Here is a 19,595-nt window from a genome sequence, read left to right as displayed (position 1 = left end):
CCTCGGAAATCCGCCGAGTTGATCATGCTGGGTTGATCATGATGCGCTGCGCCAGCGGTTGCGGGGATCGCCTGGCTTGGTCTTGCACTCCATCGGCGTGCCCTTGGCCGTGTGACCGGTAGCGCCGGCCGGCGCGCAGAACGCACCGGGATGCACCACTCCTTGATCACTTCCGCTGCCGGAACCCGGGTTGCTGTCACCGCTTCCCGTACGGGATGACGAACCGCTGCCGTCCGAGCCGGAGCCGGTCTTCGGACGCGTGCTGTGCTTCGGGTGCGACGTGGTGGCCGGATGCGGCGGAATCGCTTGCCTGGTTGGGAGTTTCATGGTCGGGCAGCTGCGCAGCACACGCTGCATCGCGACCTTCTCGGCCGCCGTGACCCACAGTCCGTACAGCCGCTTCACCGCGACCTGATGGGCCACGTAGTCGCACCGGAAGGACTTCTGCGGCGGCAGCCAGGTGGCCGCGTCGCCGTCTCCCTTGGACGCGTTCTCCGGGCCGTCGACCGCGAGCAGATTGAGGGTGTCGTTGGCGAACTTCTCCCGCTTGCTCGCAGTCCACTGCTGCGCGCCCTTCTGCCAGGCGTCCGACTCGGCCACCAGATGATCGATCTGGACCTTCGCCGAGGTCGTGATGCCGCGCCGGAAGTGGATCGTCTCGCCGGTGTACGGGTCGTCGAGCACACCGCGCAACACCACGCAGCCGTCGAACTTCTTCCTGCTCAGATCACGGTTGAGGACGTCGTCGCGGGTGTCGCAGCCGTTGTCGTCGGTGTCCGCCCAGGCCGGACCGAATTCGTCCCGGTCGTAGCCCGTCTTCGGTGCGCGTCCCTTCACCGGCAGGGTGGCGACGGCCGCCAACGCGGTGCCCTGCTTCGCGCTGGCCGACGGCTTCGGTGCGGCCTTTGTCGTGATCTTGGTCGGTGCGGGTTTCGGCTTCCTCGACGTAGCGGTCTCGCTCGGACTCGTTGATCTTGGCGAGAGGTGCGGTGAGGCCGACTGGCTCGGTGTGGATGCCGGGCGGGCCGGGGTCGGCGACGCCGGTGTCGTTGCCCTCGGACTCGACTCCGGCCCTGCGGTTGTCGGGTCGGGGTTGCCGCGGCCGACCAGGGCGATCACCAGGATCAACAGACCGACCACGATGCCGGCACCGAACATCACCAGCTTGCGCGGTAACCGCCTCACCGGAGTCCTCCCCCAAGTTCTGAGATGCGACAGTTCGGTCAGCTAACCACAATCTGCCGGCTTCCTGTCCGTGCCGCGTCGAGACGGAATCGGCAATTTGCCGTCGGGGTGCAACGATGATGCATCGTGAGTGTGTTTGCTGAAACCCCGCGGGCCCCGCGCGATCCGATCCTCGGCCTGACCGAGCAGTTCGTCGCCGACCCCCGAACGGAGAAGGTCAACCTCGGCGTCGGCGTCTACCAGGACGCCAACGGCAAGGTGCCGATCCTGGACTGCGTACGGACCGTCGACGCGCAGCTGGCGGCCGGCGGCAAGCCGTACGGCTATCTGCCGATCGACGGGCTGCCGGCCTACGACGCGGCCGTCAAGGAGTTGGTGTTCGGCGCGGCCGATCATGATCGAATTGCTGTCGTCCAGTCCCTCGGCGGCACCGGCGCGCTGAAGGTCGCGGCCGATTTTCTCAAGCAGACAACGCCGGATGCGACGGTGTTGATCTCGGCGCCGAGCTGGGAGAACCACCGCGCGATCTTCGCTCGGGCCGGTCTCACCGTCGCCGAGTATCCCTACTACGACGCCGAGCATCGCCGGGTCGACGTCGATTCCATGATCAACACGCTGCGTGCGGCGGCGCCGGGCAGCGTCGTGGTGTTGCACGCATGTTGTCACAATCCGACCGGCTACGACCTGACCGCGGACGACTGGCAGCGGGTGGTCGACGCGGTCGCCGAACGTGGCTTGGTGCCGCTGCTGGACATGGCGTATCAGGGCTTCGCGCAGTCGCTGACCGAGGACGGTGCCGCCGTACGCCGGTTCGTCGACGCCGGTCTGGTCACCCTGGTCACCACCTCGTTCTCCAAGACGTTCAGCCTTTACGGCGAACGGATCGGAGCCCTCGGCGTGGTCTGCGCCGACGCCGACGAGGCCGGTCGGGTGCTCAGCCAACTCAAGATCATCGTCCGGACCACGTACTCGAATCCGCCGACGCACGGGGCGGCGATCGTCGCCTCGGTGCTGACCGATCCGGCCCTGCGTACGCAATGGGAGTCCGAGCTCGCGGGCATGCGGGATCGGATCAAGCAGATGCGGAGCGCCCTGGTCGACGGGTTGGCCGCCGCGGGTGTCACCGGGCAGGATCACATCACCCGGCAGAACGGCATGTTCAGCTACTCCGGGCTCAGCAAGGACCAGATGATCACGTTGCGCGATGATCACGCGGTGTACGGGCTGGATTCGGGCCGGTTGTGCGTGGCCGCCATCAATCCGGGGAACCTGGACCGCGTCATCTCCGCCATCGCCGCCGTCGCCGGCTGATACTCGATCGCCCGACGACCGGATTGCTGACGCTGTGCCCGAGCTGTGCGGCCGATCGCAGCGTAACCGCAGGCAGCGGTGACAATGGGCGCGGCCGGTGGCGCCGGAATGCTCGAACACGCGAGCGCTCGAGCGCGGCGACGACCGGCGATGGCTGCGGCGCATTAGGCTGTCCGCGAATTGTGAACGGGGGTTGCCGTGGCACCAAAGGCGGGGTCGGTGGACATCGGGCGGATGCGTGCCCGGATTGAGGAAGCCAATCACGACTTCCAGCAGCGTCGGCGGCTTGCGGCCGCGCGTCGCGGCGTACGGGTGTCGGTGATCATTCCGGTCTTCAACGCGATGCCGTATCTGCGGCAGCTGCTGACGTCGCTGGATGATCAAGGTCTCGCCCAAGATCAACTTCAGCCGGTCATCGTCGATGACGGTTCCACCGACGGATCGGCCGAGGCGTTGGATGCCTTTGCAAGCACTCATCCGTCCGCGATCGTCATCCATCAGGCCAACTCCGGCTGGCCCGGGCAGCCGCGGAACCGGGCGCTCGGGCACGCGGTCGGCCGGTGGGTGTTCTTCGCCGATGCCGACGACTATCTGGCCCCGAACGCGCTGCGTGATCTTGCCGATTTCGGTGACCTGCAGGACGCGCAGGTCGTCTTCCCACGCGTTTGTCGCTGCGGAACCAGGTCGGGCGGCCGTCCGTTCACCACGACCCTGGAGTCGGTGACCAAGAAGCAGGCGTACCGGAACTTCACCCCGCACAAGCTGGTTCGTCGGGACCTGATCGAGCAGCACCAGCTCCGCTTCCCGGAAGGCAAGGTGCGGTTGGAGGACGGCATCTTCTTCAGCCGCTGCTACCTGCTCGCCGATCGGATGTCCGCGTTGGCCGACCGAGATCTCTACTTCCTGCGGGGTCGGGACGACGGCGGCAACATCTCCTCCCAGCGGATCGAGCCGGAGCCGTATGTCGCTTCCCTGGAACGGATTGCGCAGAACGTGTACGAGCTCAGCCGCGGTCCGAAGATGACCCGCGCGCTGCTCGCCGAGGTGATGCGTCGCAAGATCTTCAAGATCTACGTCCCGGGCCGGTTCCCGCGCTATCCGGCGGCCCTGCAGGACCGCTGGATCGCTGCCCACCAAGGATTCCTGGACAAACACCTCACCGACGACATCCGCGAGGCCCTGTCCCCCGGCAACACCGAGCTCGCCGACCTGTTGCTCGCCCGCAACCGCGCCGACCTGTTGGCGGGCATCGCCGACATCGCCGCCCGCGAAGATCCGATCGCCGGCCAGGTCGACACACCCGCGGCCCCGGTCGTCGCCGGCTAACCGCCCCGGTCTCTGTCTCCCCCGCCGAACCGAGGCAGGTGGTAGCGCGTCGGGTGCTGCGCCCTCGCGGCAGTCAGGTGCGTGAGCACTGAGCTGGAAGGACGCTCCGCCGGGACCCCCGGTGGATGCCAGGAGGTTGCGGTCGTCCCCAGCGTTCGTATGGGTGCGCACCCTCCTGCAATTCGCTGGTGGTCAGTCGGGCAACGGGGCTCGGACGTCGGACCGTCATTTCAGCAGGTCCGCGTACTCCTTGCGGCGCCAGGTGTGACGGAAGTGCGGGTTGGGCGTCTGCCAGTCCGGCCCGTACACGCGTTCCAAGTACGTCTCCGGGTCGTGCGGGATGGCGCAGTCGCGGCCGAGCAGCGGCCGGTGCTGCACCGGGAACAACATGTCCCGGGTGAGCACACCGCGCTTGCCCGGATACCAAGCGATGTGGTCGCCCTCCCAGATGCCGGCGAACGCGTCCAGCTTCTGCCCTCGCCCGTTCGCTGGGAAGACCCAGTGGTACGAGGTGAAGTCGCCGGTGACCACGAATCCCTTGTCCTCAAGGCATTTCCTGATCAGCGCCTTGCCCTCGGCCAACGTCGTCGCCTGCTCGGGTTCGAACGCGATGATCACGTCAAGATCATCATCGTGCGGGATCAGATCATGATCACGAACCACCGACAGGACCGAGCCGAAGCCGAGGCAGACGTTCTCGTTCAACTCCTGCAGGCAGTTGATCACGTCGATCGCGAAGTCGAGATAGTCCTTCTTCTCCTGCTCCGACCAGAATCGGAAGGACCGCTTGATGCCGTGGATGTTCCACTCCTGCTGCCGGCGAGCGACGATCTTCTCGCTGACCAGGTGACGAAACTCCGACGCCTGTTCCGACGTCAGGCTCAGCCGATCGAGCTCCCGGAAGATCAGCTTGGGCACTTCGCGCAGTTGGATCGCGGTCAGCAGCCGGACCAGATCGGCCAGCAGGGGTGTCGGCTCAGCCGCCTTCGGGCGACCGAACCGCCGCCGAGCGGCCTCGGTCAGCCGGCGGGTCACCAGACGGCCGGCGAAATGCTGCTCGACGGCCTGAACCAGTTCTCGTTCGCGGCGGATCCCGTCGTACAGAGTCGTCCACCAACCGTCGGCAGTGCGGACGAGCACCTGGATGCCACGGGCGCGTTCCGCATCTTGATCACGACGGTTGCGGATGATGATCTTGCGCAGATCGACGGGTTCGTCGAACACGATGTTCAAGGACGGTCGTTGTTGCTGCTGGGTGCAGACGCCCAACTCCGGCTCGGATTCGGCAAGTCGAGCCGGATCCAACAAACGCTTGGTCCGCGCCACTTCGGCGAATTCAGGACCGGCGGCCTTGCTGGTCCTCAGCGTGCTCTGCGCAACAGGATCTTCCAACCCGTCCGCCTCGATGACCACCGATGCGAGCTCGAGCGAAGTCAGCCCGGGAACTTCGATCCACACCGCGGTGACGGCGGGGACAGCTGCACGCACTTCCAGAACGCCACCGGCATTCAAGAAGTCGAGATCTTCGAACTTGTGCGTCACTCGGGTGAACTCGTCGATGATCTCCGCGAGCGGCAGCGGGCTCTCGTCGGTCATCAAACCCGCCTTCAGTCTCGCACCAGCAACCGTCGCGCGACGTAGGCATCGTCGTGCTTGTACTTGGCGAAACCGAAGCCCTCGACCGCGTACTGCACTCGGAAGCCGCGTTGCGCGGCGGCATGATCAAAATCGGCCGGGTTGACGAACCGGCGGTAGTGACTGTCGGTCTCCTTGGTGCCGCTCTGGTCACGGATGGTCCGATACTCCACCGCCATCACGTCACCGGACTTGGTCAGTGCCGCCGCACTGTCCAGGAACGTGCCCTGCTCCTCCTCGGTGATCGCGTGGACGAAGAACCGGGCGTAGATCGCGGTCCGGTCCCCCGCCTCGGTGATCAAGGACGGCAGATCGGGCGTGTTCACGTCGGCCTGGATGAAGTCGACCTTCTCGCCCAGCTCGCTGGCCAGCGCCTGCCCGTGCTCGATCGCCGTGGTCGAGCTGTCGATCGCCGTCACCTGATGCCCGTACGAGGCGAAGAAGAGCGAGTCGCGCCCGGTGCCACAACCGAATTCGATCACCCGGTGCGGACCGCCGAGCTCCCCGGCGACGAACACCGCGAACTGCGACGGCACCGGCCGGGCATTGGTTGCCGGGCGCGCGTAGTACTGATTCCAGTAGTCGCTCTTGGACGACGCCATCGGTTACCTCATCCTTCTCCTGCTCGCGTGCGGCCCGTGCGATCGCGCCGAGACTTCGTGCATCCTACCGACAGCCGATCCACGCTGCGGTGTTGTCCACGCCGCAGATTTCGTGCCGTACGAGTGCGCGCGACCGACCGTGACGACGTCAGGTGCCGGAGATGTCGGCGTACGCGGCGGGATTCCAACTGTGCTGGAAGTTCGGGTCGGGATCGCGCCAGCCCGGGCCGTAGATCTGTTCCAGATATTCCTCCGGCCGGTGCGGCACCGGACACGGGCGGCCGAGGAAATCGCGTTCGATCGCAGGGAACAGCTGGGCCCTCGTCAACCCGCCGCGCTTGCCCGGATACCAGGAGATCTTGTCGGCCTCGAACACGCCGATGAAGACGTCCAGCCGCAGGCCGCCGCCGGCTCGCTGCACCCATTGGTAGGCCGACATCCCGCCGGTGACCTGAAAGCCCTTGGCCTGCAGGCAGGCACGGACCAGCTGCCGGCCCTCGAACAGGGTGCCGGCCTGTTCGGGTTCGAAGCCGATCAGCACGTCAAGATCATCATCGTGCGGGATGAGGTTCTGATCCCGAACGATCGCCAGCACCGATCCGAACCCGAAGCAGACGTCCCGAGTCAGGTCCTGCAGGGCCGAGATCACCTCGAGAGCGAACCTCAGGTAGTCCTGCCGCTGTTGCTCGGTCCAGAACCGGAACGAACGCCGGACGCCGTGGCTGGTCCACTCCAGTTCCTGTCCGAACAGGTAGCGGCGATTGACCAGGGCCCGGAAGTGCGACACCTGTTCGGCAGTGAGCTTGAGGTGGTCCAGCGCGTTGCGGCCAGGGGCGTAGTCGCGCAATTCCAGCCGAGTCAGGATCTTGACGACATCGGGTTGGGCCGGGCGAATCGGTGGTCGGGATCCCTTCTTGGGTTGCGAATCCGGCGCTTCGACAAGCTCAGGGGCCTGGGCGGCGGAGCGGTTGGCCCGGGACGCTGACTTGGCGGCCTTGGTCAGGAAGCTCTTGCCTGCGTGCAGCACGCGGGCTTGCAGGCCGTCGACCGGTTGACCGTCCGTGACCGGGGCGGCAGACCCGTTGGCGAAGTGCTCGGCGGCACGGACGAACTGACGCTCGCGCTCGATGCCGTCGTACGCGGTGATCAGGCGGCCGTCCGCGGTACGGACCTGAACCTGCAGTCCGCGCGCCCGCACACTGTTCACACCCTCGACGTTGCGGACCTTGACTCCGGACAGCTCACGCGGTCGGTCGAAGCCGATCTCCAACCAGGGATAGCTTTCCTTCTTGGTGTGGAAGCCCTTCTCCCGATTCGCGGCGTCGAAGATCACGCCGCTCTCCAGCACCCGGTCGTAGTCCTTCCAGACGCTGCTCATGGTTCGAGTCGTCTGCCGGACCGGATCGTCCAGCCCGTCCGCGTCGATGATCACCGAGGCCAGATGCAGATACTCGATCCGTGGGAGTTCGAAGCGGATGGCCGTAGCCCCGGGCACGCTGCTCCGGAGGTCGAGCTCACCGCAGGATTCGAGGAATCCCAGATCAGCGAAGGATTCTGCGGCGATCCGGGCTACCCCGTCGACGAGCTCATCAAGATCAAGATCAGTCACCACCGATCACCTGCCGCGGTTGCGGGTGCGCAGGTAGTCCGCCACCACGTACTCACCGAGCCTGCCGATGTCCGGGGTGAAGACCCGGCCGCCGCAGCGGCGGGCGATCGCGTCGACGAAGCGGGCCAGGCCCTGATCCTCGCCGAGCATGAACGTGTTCAGCGTCGCGCCGTAGCGGGCCAGCGAATCGACCTGGGCGATGGTCGCTCGGACCGCTTCCGGCGTGGTGGGCCAGTGGAAGATCGGTTCGCCGGTCTCGGACAGATGCGCGGTCGGCTCGCCGTCGGTCACCACCAGGACGACGGGTTCGGCGTCGGGATGGCGACGCAGATGCCGCGACGCCAGCATCAGCGCGTGCTGCAGGTTGGTGCCCTGCACCCACTCCGGTTCGGCCTCGGCCAGTTCGACCGCCGACATCCGCCGGCCGAGCAGGTTGAAACCGATGATCTCCAGCGCGTCCTGCCGAAATCTCGTCTCCACCAGATGCGACAGCGCCAGCGCGGTCTGCTTCATCGGCCCCCAACGCCCGTCGGCGAACATCGAGAAGGACAGATCAACACACAACGCGACCGCAGCACTCGTCCGCCGCTCGGTCTCGGTCACCTCGAAGTCGTCCACCTCGAGCAGGCGCCCTGGGCCACCGTCCCGGGCTCCTGACCTCAGTGATCTTCCTTCGGTGGCACGGCGGCGCAGGGCGTTGCCGACGGTACGGGGTACGTCGATGGGCAGCTCGTCGCCGAAGGTCCACTGCCGGGTGAGACCGGTCGGTTCGTCGGCCGACCCCGTACGCCGGTCGGCATGATCACCGGCGCCACGGGCTTCGAGTTCGGCGAACACCCGCTTCAGCGCGGTCTCGCCCAACCGGCGTACCGCCTTGGGGGTCAACCGCAGACCGTCGTCACCACGGCGCAGGTAACCCTGCTGCTCCAACTCGCGTTCAAGATCACGAAGCTGAGCGAAGTCACGGACCGCCTCGTCACCGAGGTGGCGTTCCAGGGCATCGACATCGACGTCGTCCAGCGTCGCGCCCGGATGGTTCTGCGACAGCTGGGCCTCCAACGCTTCAAGATCAGCAAGATCGGCAACCGCCGACACCGCCTCGCCGTAGCCGAGACCGTCCTCACCCTGGTTGGGCATCCCGGTCGGCGATCGCCGATCCAACCCGGGCCGCAGTGCCCGCAGATTGTCCTGCAGCTGGGCCAACTCCGACGCAAGATCAGCATCGGACAGGGCGTCGTTGATCAACTCCGACAACTGCCGCCGCTGCTCGGCACTGAGCGAATTCATCATCCGCTCCGCCGCCGCCTGCTGCCGGGCCAGCGAGTCGATCAGTTCCTCCACGTTCTGCGGATCGTCGGGGAAGAATTCGCCGTGCTTGTTCATGAAATCGGCGAACTGCTCGGGTGTGTCCTCGTTGCGGGCATGCGCGGCCAGCAGCTGATTCAGGTCGGCCATCATGTCCTTGACCCGTTGCATCGCTTCCGGGTCGGGATTGGTCAACGCCTGCTTCAGTCCGTTGAACTGCGAGTCCAGCACCTGCTGTCGCAGCATGTCCTTGATCGACTCGTAGGTCTGCCGCGCCTCGGCGGACTGCCAGTTGTAGTTCTCCAGCGAACGCACCGCGCCGGCGACGTCGTCGGGGATGGTGTCCAGCTCCATCTCGGCCATCCGGGCGTCCATCCCGTCCTGTCCGGCCAGGGTTTCGTGTTCGGCGGCCAGCGCCTGGTCGAGAGCGGCCCGTACTTGATCAAGAGTGCCGCCCAGGTTGCCGCGCCGGCGGGCCTGTTCACGGAGCTTTCTGATCTTGTCCGCCAGGCTGTCCAGCCCGCTGCGACCGTCGGTGCCGCGACGCAACAGATCACGTAACGCGTCGCCGATGTTGCCGGAGTTGAGGACGTCGCGGCCGAGCCGATCGACCGCCGCTCGTACGTCGAACGGCGCCTTCAGCGGATCGGGCCCGCCGCGCCAGCGCCCGTACCGAATCCGGCCGTGGCGATCACGATGAAACCCCGGCCCCTGCTGCTCACCCATCACCCCTCACCTCCTCCGACTTGTCAGCGCGAGAAGGCGCTATAGCGCGTCCTGACGCTGACAAGTCGGTGTCCATCAGGCGCCGTAGACGGTGCGGCCGTCGACGATGTCCTTCTCGATCCGGCGGGTCAGATACAGCCCCTCGAGGACGAACTCGACGGCCGCGGCGACCTCGCCCCGATTGGCTCCGGAATAGCCGAGTCGTTCCAGCACTCGGGCCAAGCCAGGCACCGTACCGAATTGGCCGAGCAGCTCGTCGGCGGTGACCAGGTCGCCGGTCTCCACCACCGCACCCTCGGCGAAGATCGCAGTGAAGCCGGAAAGATCCAGACCGCCGAGCCGTTCCCGGAAGGTCTCGGCCACCGCCAGCTTGAGCAGATGATCAAGGACGGCCGCCTCCCGGCCCTCCTCGCCCATCTCGAATTCGATCTTGCCCAACAGCGTCGGCAACACCTGCGGAAGATCACACACTCGGGCCACCGGTTCCGGGTCGCCGGTGCGCGCGGTCCGCCGCAGCGCCGAGGCCGAAACCCCTTCTGCGGCAGCGATCGAGAACCGGGCCGAGACACCGGAGCGTTGATCAACCGACGACGACTCCCGCAGTCCCTGGGTCAGCCGGGCGATCACCTCGAGAAGATGATCACCGACTTCGGCAACCAGCCGGGACTCCTGCCGCAGCAGAGCGACCTCGTCGGCGAGGTCGGACAGGTAGTGGGTGCGGATCTCGCCGCCGAACCGGTCCTTCAGCGGGGTGATGATCCGGCCGCGATTGGTGTAGTCCTCCGGATTCGCGGTGGCGATCAACATCACGTCCAGGGGCATCCGGATCGAATAGCCACGGACCTGGATGTCGCGTTCCTCCAGCACGTTGAACAACGCGACCTGGATCCGCTCGGCCAGATCGGGCAACTCGTTCAGCCCGAACAAGCCGCGATTGGTCCGTGGCACCAGCCCGAAGTGAATGGTCTCCGGATCGCCCAGCGTCCGTCCCTCGGCCACCTTCACCGGATCGACGTCACCGATCAGGTCACCGACCGACGTGTCCGGAGTGGCCAGCTTCTCGGTGTAGCGGTCGTCGCGATGCAGCCAACCGATCGGCAGCGCGTCGCCGACCTCGGCGGCCAGCGACCGGCAGCGTACGCAGATCGGCTGGTAGGGGTCGTCGTTGATCTCGCACCCCTCGACCACCGGGACCCACTCGTCCAACAGGCCCGCCACCGTACGCATCAGCCGGGTCTTGCCCTGGCCGCGTTCGCCGAGCAGGACGAAGTCGTGGCCGGCCAGCAGCGCCGCCTCCAACTCCGGCAGCACCGAGTCGTCGAAGCCGACGATGCCGGGGAACGCCGGCGTACCTGATCTCAGCCGTTCCAGCAGGTTCGCCCGGATCTCCTCCTTCACCGGTCGGGTCCGGTGACCGGCGGACTTCAACTCGCCGAGGGTACGAGGCCGTTCGGCCGAGGGGGTGTGAATGGTCTGACTCATCTGATCGAGCTCCTGATGATCACCCGCTCCCGGCCGGACCGGTGATCAGGTCGGGCAGCGGTGCAGCGTCGAGACGTGCAGAGACTTCTGCCACGCTAGTCCGTCTGCGCAAGGTGCCCGCATCGGGCTCTGCGCAACCTTGCTGTCCCGAGCCTCGCGGGTGAACAGGATCCGCGAGCCTGTGCTGCGGTCGGGGGCGTTGCGAGTAGGTTGTCCTCCAGGGCGCGTCTGGCAATGGATCGTCGTAGCGAGCAGATGCGCGGCGCGTGCCCTGGCAAGGCGCGGCTGCGAAGGGATACCGGGTGTATCGCGAGCGGCGGCAACGCCGCCAGGGTGCGTGCCGCGTATCGCGCAGTGGACGAGACATTGCCAGACGCGCCCAAAACCGCCGAGGAGTAGAGAGCGAGGATCGACCGATCGATGCACACCGCACGTCCGGTGGGACTGAGCGAGGACGGCCTGTCCGTGATCGTGGAGACCGACGACGGTGAGCGGATCGCTATCCTGGCGGACTCGCAGCTGCGGCAGTTGCTGCGAAGTGTTCGGCCCCGACCCCAGCTGGAGATCGAGATGGAAACACCCATGACGCCGCGCGAGATCCAGATGCGGATCCGTGCCGGTGCGTCGGTCGAGGAGATCGCCGACGCCAGCGGGATGCCGATCAATCGGGTCGAGGCCTTCGCCGCGCCGGTGATCGCCGAACGCAATCACATCGCCGGCCTGGCCCAGACCGGTTCGGTACGCCGTCGCGGCGAGCCGACCGGACACCGTACGCTGCGGCTCGCGGTCGCCGACCGGCTGCGCGAACGCGGGGTCGACCCGGAGTCGGTGCTGTGGGACGCGTTCAAGATGGACGACGGCCGTTGGTCGGTCAGTGCCGGATACCGGATCGAACAGGCCGACCGCGAGGCGGTCTTCTACTTCGATCAGCGCGGACGGTTCTCGGTCGCCGGCAACGACGAGGGCCGGTGGGCGATCGGCGATCAGCTCGCCGCCCCGCAGGCCCCGGCCACCTCGCTGCACGAGGACATCGACACCGAACCGACGCTCAAGTTGTCCGGCCCGGCCGACGAACTCGCCCTCCTGCGGGCGGTGGAGACCGAGGACGGTTCGGGTTCGGAAGAGGCCCCCGAATCCGCGGACGATGTGGCGTCCGCGGACGATGTGGCTTCCGCGGATGACGTGGCGTCCGCGGCACCGGACGATGGCGGGGACGAACACGTCGCCGAACACTCCTCGGCCGCCGAAGAGCAGGCCGAGGCCGAGGTCGACGAGGAGATCGCGATCGTCACGGTCGTCGAGGAGACCGAGATCGTGGGCGCAGCCGCCGATTCCGGCGACGAGTCACAGCAGAAGCCGGACGAACCGTCCCCGATGGATCTGCTCTACGACCTGCTCGGCCGCGACGGCTACTCCGAGGAGTCGACCCACGTGTACGAGGGTCTGACCGACGCGGTTGCCGTGCCCGACGTCGCCGACAACGCCTGGGTGGCCGACGAGGATCAGGACTTCCCGGCGGAACCGGAACCTGAGGTCGAGGCTGAAGCTGAGGTCGAGACCGAGGTCGCGGAGGCCGCCGAATCCGAGCAGCCGGAGGCCGCCGAATCCGAGCAGCCGGAGCCCGACGCGTCCGAGCCGGTCCCACCTGAGCCCGTGCCGGAGCCGGCCGCCTCCCAGACCGCGGACGGCGCAACCCAGGACACGCTGCCGGGAGCCGACGAGACCCCCGCGCCGGCACCGAAGTCGAAGAAGCGCAAACGCGCCTCGGTGCCCAGTTGGGACGAGATCATGTTCGGCAGCCCGAAGGCGAAGTAGCTCGTCCGGTCAGCTCAGCGCTGCCGCCAGTTCGGCGTTGCTCTGCAGGAAGTCCTGCCACGGCTCGGGTGTGCCGATGATCAACTCGGCTGCCCGGCGCTGCCCGCACGGACGCTGCTGCCAGCGGCGCACGAAGCCGTTGATCGTGCTCAGCTGAAGCAGGACCCCGTCGTGCCAGCCGTACAGCTCGGCGTCGCCGCCGTTCAAGGTCGCCATCCGCTGGTCGCCCAGCAGCCACGCGGCGGCGGTCAGTTCTTCCTGTACCTGACCGGCCAGTTCGTACGACTGCTGCGCGGCCAGTTCGTCGCGCCGCCGGGCAAGTTGATCCAGGAACGTCGCGACCGCGGCCGGACGGCCGTCGAGAATCGCTCGCAGCCGCCGGCTGAGCTGGTCGCGATCAGCGACCTCGACGCCGCGGATCCGGCCCAGGTCGCGTTCCGCTCCGGTCAGCCCGTCGACCGCGTACGCGATCGGGTGCACGCGATGCAGCGCGGCTGCCAGCAGCCTGACCTTGGTCCCGCCCAGATAGGGTCCGAAGATCAGCTGGCCCGGCGCCTCCTTCGGGTGGTGCACCAGCCGGATCCTGGCCGTCCGGCGGTCCGCCTCGATCACCAGATAGCGCGGCACCTCTGCCCCACCGAGCGCCCGGTTCCACCGTGGCCGCGAATGCTCCAGCAGGTTGCGTTCCAGCCAGCACGCTTCATGATCACTGGCGCAGACCAGAGCCTCGATCCGTACGATCTGGGGCACCATCCGCGACAACCGCGGCCGATCGCTGAGGTCGCTCCAGTAGGAACGGACCCGGCGACGCAGCCGGCGTGCCCGGCCGACGTACAGGATCCGGCCATGATCATCTCGGAAGCGGTAGACGCCGGGCGACTCGGGCAGCAGGGAAACCTCGGGCAGCGGACCGTTGCCGCGGCCGGCCGGTCCCCACTTGCGCGTCATCACGCCGCTCATCTCGACCTCGAACCGAGGTCAGCCCTGGTCCCTCGGGCTCACGGTTGAGCACCGGTGGCGACCGGACGTTCGGGATCGCTGATCCAGTCGCTCCACGAGCCGGGATAGACGGTCGGCATCGACAGTCCGGCGACCTGGCGGGCCAGTGCGGTGTGGGCCGCGGTGATCCCGGAACCGCAGTAGACCACGGGTGCCTCGTCGCCCGCCGGGAAGTTCGCGGCGATCTCGGCCGGGTCGCGGAATCGGCCGTCCGCGCCGATGTTGATCATGGACGGCACGTTGATCGCACCGGGGATGTGGCCGGCCACCGGATCGATCGGTTCGGACTCGCCCGCGTAGCGTTCCGGTCCACGGACGTCGATGATCACCGGCGGATTGCCGGCGGCGATCCGGTCCGCCAGGTCCGGCCCGTCGATCTTCGGCAGGGAGTCAGGATCCGCGGTGAAGTCCCCGGGCACCGCCTGCTGGCCGGGTCCGCTCTCGGTCGGCCGGAGATCGGCCAGCCAGGCGGCGAAACCGCCGTTCAGCACCCGAACGTCGGCCCGACCGGCGTCCCGCAGCATCCACCACAACCGCGATGCCGCGAGCGCGTTGTCGGCGTCGTAGATGATCACCGTCGAGTCGTTGCGGACCCCGACCCGCCGCATCGACGCCTCGAAGGCGGCCCGCTCCGGCAGCGGATGCCGGCCACCCGGTCGTTGATGATCGGACAACTCGGTCTCCAGATCGACCCAGTGCGCGCCCGGGATGTGCCCGTTCAGGAAGTCCGGCAGCCGGGACGGGCCGCCGAGGGTCCAGCGGACGTCGATCAACACCGGCGGTCGATCCTCCGCCAGCAGCCGCGCCAACTCGTCGACCTCGACCAACACACCCATCCCGCACTCCTCTGAAGATCGTGTTCCCGCATCCTGTCACCTTGGCCCGGCTCCCGTTCGGCGGGCATCGGCAGCCGGACACCGCCCCGCTGGGCCCGGTCGGCGAACGGTCGCGAACACAATCACCCGCGGTTGGGCTCAGATCGGGCGTTTTCGCCCTGCTGGCGCAATCAGCGGGCGATCGTGTTCGCGAGGCTTGCCGACCCCGGCATGCGTGCCGGCGCGGTGCGAACTACCGTGGGCGGGTGCCGAAATCCCCACTGCCGCGGACCACGCCGGAAAGCCAGGGCCTGAACTCCGCCGCCATTCACGCCTTCCTGGACGCCATCGACGCCCGCAACGACCTCGACCTGCACAGCCTGATGATCCTGCGGCACGGCAACGTGCTGGCCGAGGGCTGGTGGCATCCCTACCGCCATGATCAACTTCATCTGCTCTACTCGTTGAGCAAGAGCTTCACCTCGGCCGCCGCCGGCATCGCCGAGGCCGAAGGGCTGATCTCGCTCGATGATCGGGTCGTCGACGTCTTCGCCGAGCATGCCGATGTGGTCACCGACGACCGGATGCGCGAGCTGACGCTGCGGCAGTGCGTACGGATGGCGACCGGGCATCGGGAGGACGCCCTGGAACGTGCACACCGGGCGGCGCCGGATGATCTTGTCCGGGGGTTCCTGTCGGTGCCGTTGGACGAGGAGCCCGGCAGCATCTTCAGCTACAACAACGCAGCCACCTTCGTGGTCGGAGCTGCGGTACAGAAAGCGTCCGGCGAGGACCTCGTCAGCTTCCTGACACCGCGGTTGTTCCGGCCGCTGGGCATCGAGCGCGCCTATTGGCAGACCGACACCCAGGGTCGCAATCTCGGCTTCTCCGGGCTGCATCTGACCACCGAATCGATCGCCCGCTTCGGACAGTTGATCATCCAGGGCGGCCGCTTCGAAGATCAACAACTGCTGCCGGCCGAGTGGCTGGCGCTGGCGACCAGCAAGCAGACCGACAACAGCAACCGCGAGGGCGGCCCGGATTGGCAGCAGGGGTACGGCTACCAGTTCTGGATCGCACGGCACGGTTTCCGCGGCGACGGTGCGTACGGCCAGTTCTGCGTCATGCTGCCGGAGCTGGACGCAGTCGTGGCCATCACCTCGGCCAGCAACGATCTGCAAGCGGTGCTCGACGCAGTCTGGGACGAGTTGCTGCCCGGCTTCGCCGATGCCCCGCTGCCCGCCGACCCGACGGCAGTTGCCGTACTGCGTCAGCGCCTTGATCAACTCGCCCTGCCGACGGTCGGCGCCGCGGATTGGCGACCACCGGCCGTACAGGAGTGGACGGCCGACCAACCGTTGGAGCTGACCAAGATCGAATCGGTCGGCAACGACGAGTTCCTGATCACCGTGCAAGGGGACCAGCAGTCGGACGGCTCGTCCGACTCTCCCCGGGTCGATCCCGGCGCCGGGGTCGGCGTGCCGCTGACCTTCCGCTGCGGGATCGGCCACTGGACGGACGGCGTGATCGACGTCGACGGTGCCGAACTTCCCTACGCAGGCAGTGTTTCCGGCTCCGTCGACGGCGCCCTCGACGCCGAGATCAGCTTCCTCCAGGCGCCGCACCGGCTCCGCATCCACCGCAACACCGACGGCGCGGTGGAGATCGGCTGGTACACCACCCCGCTGGCGCCGCCCTCCCCGCACCTGCTGGCCACCCGCCCCATCGACCTGCCCCGCTGACCCCGCCCAACAACAGCCGCGCGCACAAACTTCTCCCGCAGCCAGTATTTCGGGAGCGCGGGCAGATTTCGGGTGCGGGAGTAGCAGGAACGCGGTCCATGGCCCGCATCGGCGCCATCGGCCTTCCCGTCCTGCAACGATTGATTGCCGCCGGCCATCAGGTCGCTGCGATCCACCACAACCCGGCCGGTGCCCAGCGACTCCGCGAGTCCGGGGCCGAACCGATCCAGGTCGATGTCCTCGACCGATCCGCCTTGCTGGCCGGCCTCGACCACCACCGGTACGACGTCGTGATCAGCGAACTGACCGCATTGAAGAAGGCACCGACCCGGCACTCCGACATGGCGATGACGAACCGATTGCGGATCGACGGCACCGCCAATCTGCTTGCCGCCGCCGCACAGACCGGTGCCACCCGATTCGTCAGTCAGTCGATGGTCTTCGGCTACGGGTACGGCGACTTCGGCGGGCGGGTGCTGACCGAGGATGATCAGTTCGGACCGCCAGGCCACGGCCGGTTCGAAGATCATCTTGCCGCGATGCGATCAGCCGAGGCGCGGGTGCTCGGATCAACCAGGTGCAAGGAATCGCCTTGCGGTACGGACTGTTCTACGGTCCCGGTCCGGCCGGCGACTCGCTCGTGCAGAGCCTGCGACGCCGGCGGCTGCCGGTCGTTCGACACGGCGGCGTACTGCCGTGGATCTACATCGACGACGCAGCCGACGCGACCGTGGCCGCCCTGGAACGTGGATCCGGTGCGTACAACATCGCCGACGACGAACCGGTGAGCATGTCGGACCTGATGGTCGCCATCGCCGCAGCGGTCGGTGCTCCGCGCCCGATGACGATTCCGACCTGCGTGCTGGGTGCGTTGCCGTACGCGACGGTGATCATGACCGGCGGGCTGCGGGTCAGCAATGCGAAGGCTCGCGACGAACTCGGCTGGACACCGAACCATCCCAGCTATCGCGACGGCGTGAGGGAATTCACGGCGCAGTGATCATGATCATGATCGGTGCGTACGATCAGGGTTGACCCGACCAGAGTTGATCTTCGTCGGTGCCGAACGGCAACGGATCGGACAACGTCGCCTTGGCGACCGCGCGGGTCACGTGGCGGCGGTGATGACGGCGGCACAGCACCTCGTACGAGACTTCTTGCGGACGCTCCCCCGGCTCGGGCTCCTCGGTGTCGCCGACCACGACCTGATCGCCTTCGGTGATCATCTCGCCGTTCAGCGTTCGCGCGTTGTGGGTGGCGCGTTCGCCACACCAGCAGAGCGCGCGCACCTGCAGGGTTTCGATCCGGTCGCACAACTCCACCAGGCGTTGCGAGCCGGGAAAGATCTTGGTCTGGAAGTCGGTCAGGATGCCGAAGGTGAAGACGTCGATCTGCAGTTCGTCGGCGATCCGAGCGAGTTGATCGATCTGCTCCGGTTGATAGAACTGCGCCTCGTCGCAGATCAGGTAGTCGACCCGTTTGCCGCTGGTCAACTGACCCACGACGTAGGCCCAGAAGTCGAGCTCCGCCGATACCTCGATGGCAGGGCGACGCAGCCCCAACCGCGACGAGATGATCGCCTCGCCGGCACGATCGCGGCTGGTGAACAACCGCCCCAGCCGGCCCGTACCGCCGTGGGTGTAATCGAGTTGCAACGCCAGGGTCGACTTGCCGCAGTCCATCGGACCGGTGAAGAACACCAACTCGGACATGCTCTCTTGGCGTCCCTTTCCTGCGGCTGCCGCGGTCTGGGTGCGGCCAGGTTGCGTTCCGGGGTCGACCCCCGGGCCCCCGGCGTGGGCGCCTCCACGGTTCCCTCGCCGCGGCGCCTCCGCTTCGCTTCGGCACCGGTCTCGCGCTTGGCGCGCTCGACGGGCATGCGTAGGTTACGTCAGGGGTGTCGGCGCCTTTGTTGGGATCCTGCCGCTGCCGCGGTCCGGGCGCGGCAGAGTTGCCTTCCGCGGGCGGCTACGACCGCGCTTTCAGGCCTCGCCACCGGCCCTTCCAGGACGAAGATCTTCGATGGCGCAGGGAGCATCCGCGAGGTCGATGAGCTCCGGGTCACCGGTCAACAACACCGACTCGTGAGCGGCTGCCGTGACTGCGGCAAAGCAGTCCCCCAGCGCAATCGCTGCCCGCGCTTTGAGTCGCGCAGCGTCGATCATCCGCGCAGTGCCCGGCAGATCCGGCGCGAGGACAGCGCGGAGGTCGGTCAGTGTCTCGTCGGCCGATGTTCGGCCGTGATCGCGCTCAACGCGGTAATAGACCTCCACGAGGTTGACCCAGCTGATGACCGGTCGCTGCTCGATCCACTCGTTCACCCGAGACGTTGCGGGCTCTTCGCCATCCAGCCATGCCAGTACCGCCCACGAGTCCAGGCACACATTCATCGGGGTTCACGCTTGCGGTCGTCCAGCAGCCGGCCGGCCATACCGCTCTTCGCGAACCGCCCACCCAACGAGCGCGGATGGCGTGATGCTCTCACGACGATCTGGTCGCCACGCAGTTCGAAGTCAACCTCGTCACCGGGGTGCAGACCCAGCTGGTCACGCATCGGCTTCGGGATGACGATTTGGCCCTTGGCGCCTACCCGGACAGTCATACTTGATGAGTATAACCATCCGACCTTCTGAGCTTGCCCGAGTGTCGGTGGGGCTCTTTAGGCTCCGCAGCATGACCAACACACATCACGCGATCGACTACGTCGAGCTGGCGGCGCCCGATCTGCGGGCCTCGCAGGAGTTCTACCGGCGCGCGTTCGGGTGGGAGTTCAACGACTACGGCGGCGCCTACGCCGGGATCCGGGACGCCGACGGTGAGGGCGAGGTCGGCGGGCTCAATCCTGACGGGACCGCGGGTCCGGGGCTGCCTCTGGTGATCATCTATTCCGATGATCTCGATGCCACCCTCCAGTCGGTACGGGGTGCCGGCGGAGAGATCATCGCAGAGCCGTACGACTTTCCTGGCGGCCGGCGATTCCACTTCGCCGATCCAGCAGGCAATCAGCTCGCGGTCTGGGGCAAGTCCTGAGGTAGTCCGACCA

The 19,595-nt window shown here is 67.2% G+C and carries 18 protein-coding genes; 7 read left to right on the top strand and 11 right to left on the bottom strand.

All coding sequences use genetic code 11. The annotated features are described in order from the left end of the window. Positions 1-36: 36 nt before the first annotated feature. A complete protein-coding gene (locus FOE78_RS24795) occupies positions 37-1,185 on the bottom strand; it encodes an HNH endonuclease family protein (RefSeq protein WP_407662577.1) in 1,149 nt (382 codons plus the stop codon). Positions 1,186-1,311: 126 nt separating this feature from the next. On the opposite strand from FOE78_RS24795, the gene FOE78_RS12130 reads away from it, so the two are divergent. Both FOE78_RS12130 and FOE78_RS12125 read left to right on the top strand, forming a co-directional pair. Then, positions 1,312-2,496, top strand: coding sequence for an amino acid aminotransferase (locus FOE78_RS12130; RefSeq protein WP_143986517.1), 1,185 nt, complete (start codon positions 1,312-1,314; stop codon positions 2,494-2,496). A gap of 198 nt (positions 2,497-2,694) precedes the next feature. After that, a complete protein-coding gene (locus FOE78_RS12125) occupies positions 2,695-3,822 on the top strand; it encodes a glycosyltransferase family 2 protein (RefSeq protein ID WP_143986516.1) in 1,128 nt (375 codons plus the stop codon). A gap of 225 nt (positions 3,823-4,047) precedes the next feature. Here FOE78_RS12125 and FOE78_RS12120 read toward each other — a convergent pair whose 3' ends face one another. The 5 genes from FOE78_RS12120 to FOE78_RS12100 form a co-directional block, all read right to left on the bottom strand. After that, entirely contained in the window at positions 4,048-5,418 is a 1,371-nt protein-coding gene (locus FOE78_RS12120) for a hypothetical protein (protein ID WP_143986515.1), read from the bottom strand. Between the two features lie 11 nt (positions 5,419-5,429). Then, entirely contained in the window at positions 5,430-6,059 is a 630-nt protein-coding gene (locus FOE78_RS12115; protein WP_143986514.1) for a class I SAM-dependent methyltransferase, read from the bottom strand. Positions 6,060-6,207: 148 nt separating this feature from the next. Then, a complete protein-coding gene (locus FOE78_RS12110) occupies positions 6,208-7,668 on the bottom strand; it encodes a hypothetical protein (protein ID WP_143986513.1) in 1,461 nt (486 codons plus the stop codon). Between the two features lie 6 nt (positions 7,669-7,674). After that, on the bottom strand, positions 7,675-9,699 hold the full coding sequence (locus tag FOE78_RS12105; RefSeq protein WP_143986512.1) for a VWA domain-containing protein: 2,025 nt from the start codon (positions 9,697-9,699) through the stop codon (positions 7,675-7,677). A 75-nt stretch (positions 9,700-9,774) separates the two neighbouring features. Next, complete coding sequence (locus tag FOE78_RS12100) at positions 9,775-11,181, bottom strand: sigma 54-interacting transcriptional regulator (protein WP_143986511.1); 1,407 nt, start codon at positions 11,179-11,181, stop codon at positions 9,775-9,777. 420 nt (positions 11,182-11,601) lie between these two features. Here FOE78_RS12100 and sepH point away from each other — a divergent pair, with 420 nt between their 5' ends. After that, entirely contained in the window at positions 11,602-12,996 is a 1,395-nt protein-coding gene (gene sepH, locus FOE78_RS12095; protein WP_143986510.1) for a septation protein SepH, read from the top strand. Positions 12,997-13,005: 9 nt separating this feature from the next. Here the strand turns inward: sepH and FOE78_RS12090 are convergent, their stop codons facing one another. Both FOE78_RS12090 and FOE78_RS12085 read right to left on the bottom strand, forming a co-directional pair. Beyond that, on the bottom strand, positions 13,006-13,944 hold the full coding sequence (locus FOE78_RS12090; RefSeq protein ID WP_168207495.1) for a GIY-YIG nuclease family protein: 939 nt from the start codon (positions 13,942-13,944) through the stop codon (positions 13,006-13,008). Positions 13,945-13,994: 50 nt separating this feature from the next. After that, positions 13,995-14,831 carry a sulfurtransferase gene (locus FOE78_RS12085; protein ID WP_143986508.1) on the bottom strand — a complete coding sequence of 279 codons (837 nt, stop codon included), beginning with the start codon at positions 14,829-14,831 and terminating at the stop codon, positions 13,995-13,997. A gap of 245 nt (positions 14,832-15,076) precedes the next feature. Here FOE78_RS12085 and FOE78_RS12080 point away from each other — a divergent pair, with 245 nt between their 5' ends. The 3 genes from FOE78_RS12080 to FOE78_RS12070 all read left to right on the top strand — a co-directional run bounded on the left by FOE78_RS12080 (position 15,077) and on the right by FOE78_RS12070 (position 17,552). Then, positions 15,077-16,552, top strand: a complete 1,476-nt coding sequence (locus FOE78_RS12080; RefSeq protein WP_143986507.1) for a serine hydrolase domain-containing protein — start codon at positions 15,077-15,079, stop codon at positions 16,550-16,552. A gap of 98 nt (positions 16,553-16,650) precedes the next feature. Next, positions 16,651-17,340 (top strand): SDR family oxidoreductase, encoded by a 690-nt coding sequence (locus tag FOE78_RS12075; RefSeq protein ID WP_143986506.1) that lies wholly within the window; start codon positions 16,651-16,653, stop codon positions 17,338-17,340. Then, positions 17,337-17,552, top strand: coding sequence for an NAD(P)-dependent oxidoreductase (locus FOE78_RS12070; protein ID WP_168207494.1), 216 nt, complete (start codon positions 17,337-17,339; stop codon positions 17,550-17,552). Before FOE78_RS12075 ends, FOE78_RS12070 begins: the two co-directional genes overlap by 4 nt. Positions 17,553-17,577: 25 nt before the next feature. On the opposite strand, the gene FOE78_RS12065 is transcribed toward FOE78_RS12070, so the two are convergent. The 3 genes from FOE78_RS12065 to FOE78_RS12055 all read right to left on the bottom strand — a co-directional run bounded on the left by FOE78_RS12065 (position 17,578) and on the right by FOE78_RS12055 (position 19,154). Beyond that, the gene (locus FOE78_RS12065; protein WP_143986504.1) at positions 17,578-18,264 is read right to left on the bottom strand and encodes a thymidine kinase; all 687 of its coding nucleotides are present in this window, start codon (positions 18,262-18,264) and stop codon (positions 17,578-17,580) included. Between the two features lie 270 nt (positions 18,265-18,534). Further along, a complete protein-coding gene (locus FOE78_RS12060; protein ID WP_143986503.1) occupies positions 18,535-18,942 on the bottom strand; it encodes a PIN domain-containing protein in 408 nt (135 codons plus the stop codon). Continuing rightward, positions 18,939-19,154, bottom strand: a complete 216-nt coding sequence (locus tag FOE78_RS12055) for an AbrB/MazE/SpoVT family DNA-binding domain-containing protein (protein ID WP_143986502.1) — start codon at positions 19,152-19,154, stop codon at positions 18,939-18,941. The genes FOE78_RS12060 and FOE78_RS12055 overlap by 4 nt, the downstream gene beginning before the upstream one ends. A 71-nt stretch (positions 19,155-19,225) precedes the next feature. On the opposite strand from FOE78_RS12055, the gene FOE78_RS12050 reads away from it, so the two are divergent. Then, positions 19,226-19,582 (top strand): VOC family protein, encoded by a 357-nt coding sequence (locus FOE78_RS12050; RefSeq protein ID WP_143986501.1) that lies wholly within the window; start codon positions 19,226-19,228, stop codon positions 19,580-19,582. Positions 19,583-19,595 lie beyond the last annotated feature (13 nt).

This window comes from Microlunatus elymi, assembly GCF_007362775.1.
In the GTDB taxonomy this organism is placed as follows: domain Bacteria; phylum Actinomycetota; class Actinomycetes; order Propionibacteriales; family Propionibacteriaceae; genus Microlunatus; species Microlunatus elymi.
Note: the sequence above shows the minus strand (reverse complement) of the source record. Positions and strands in the feature narration are given on the sequence as shown.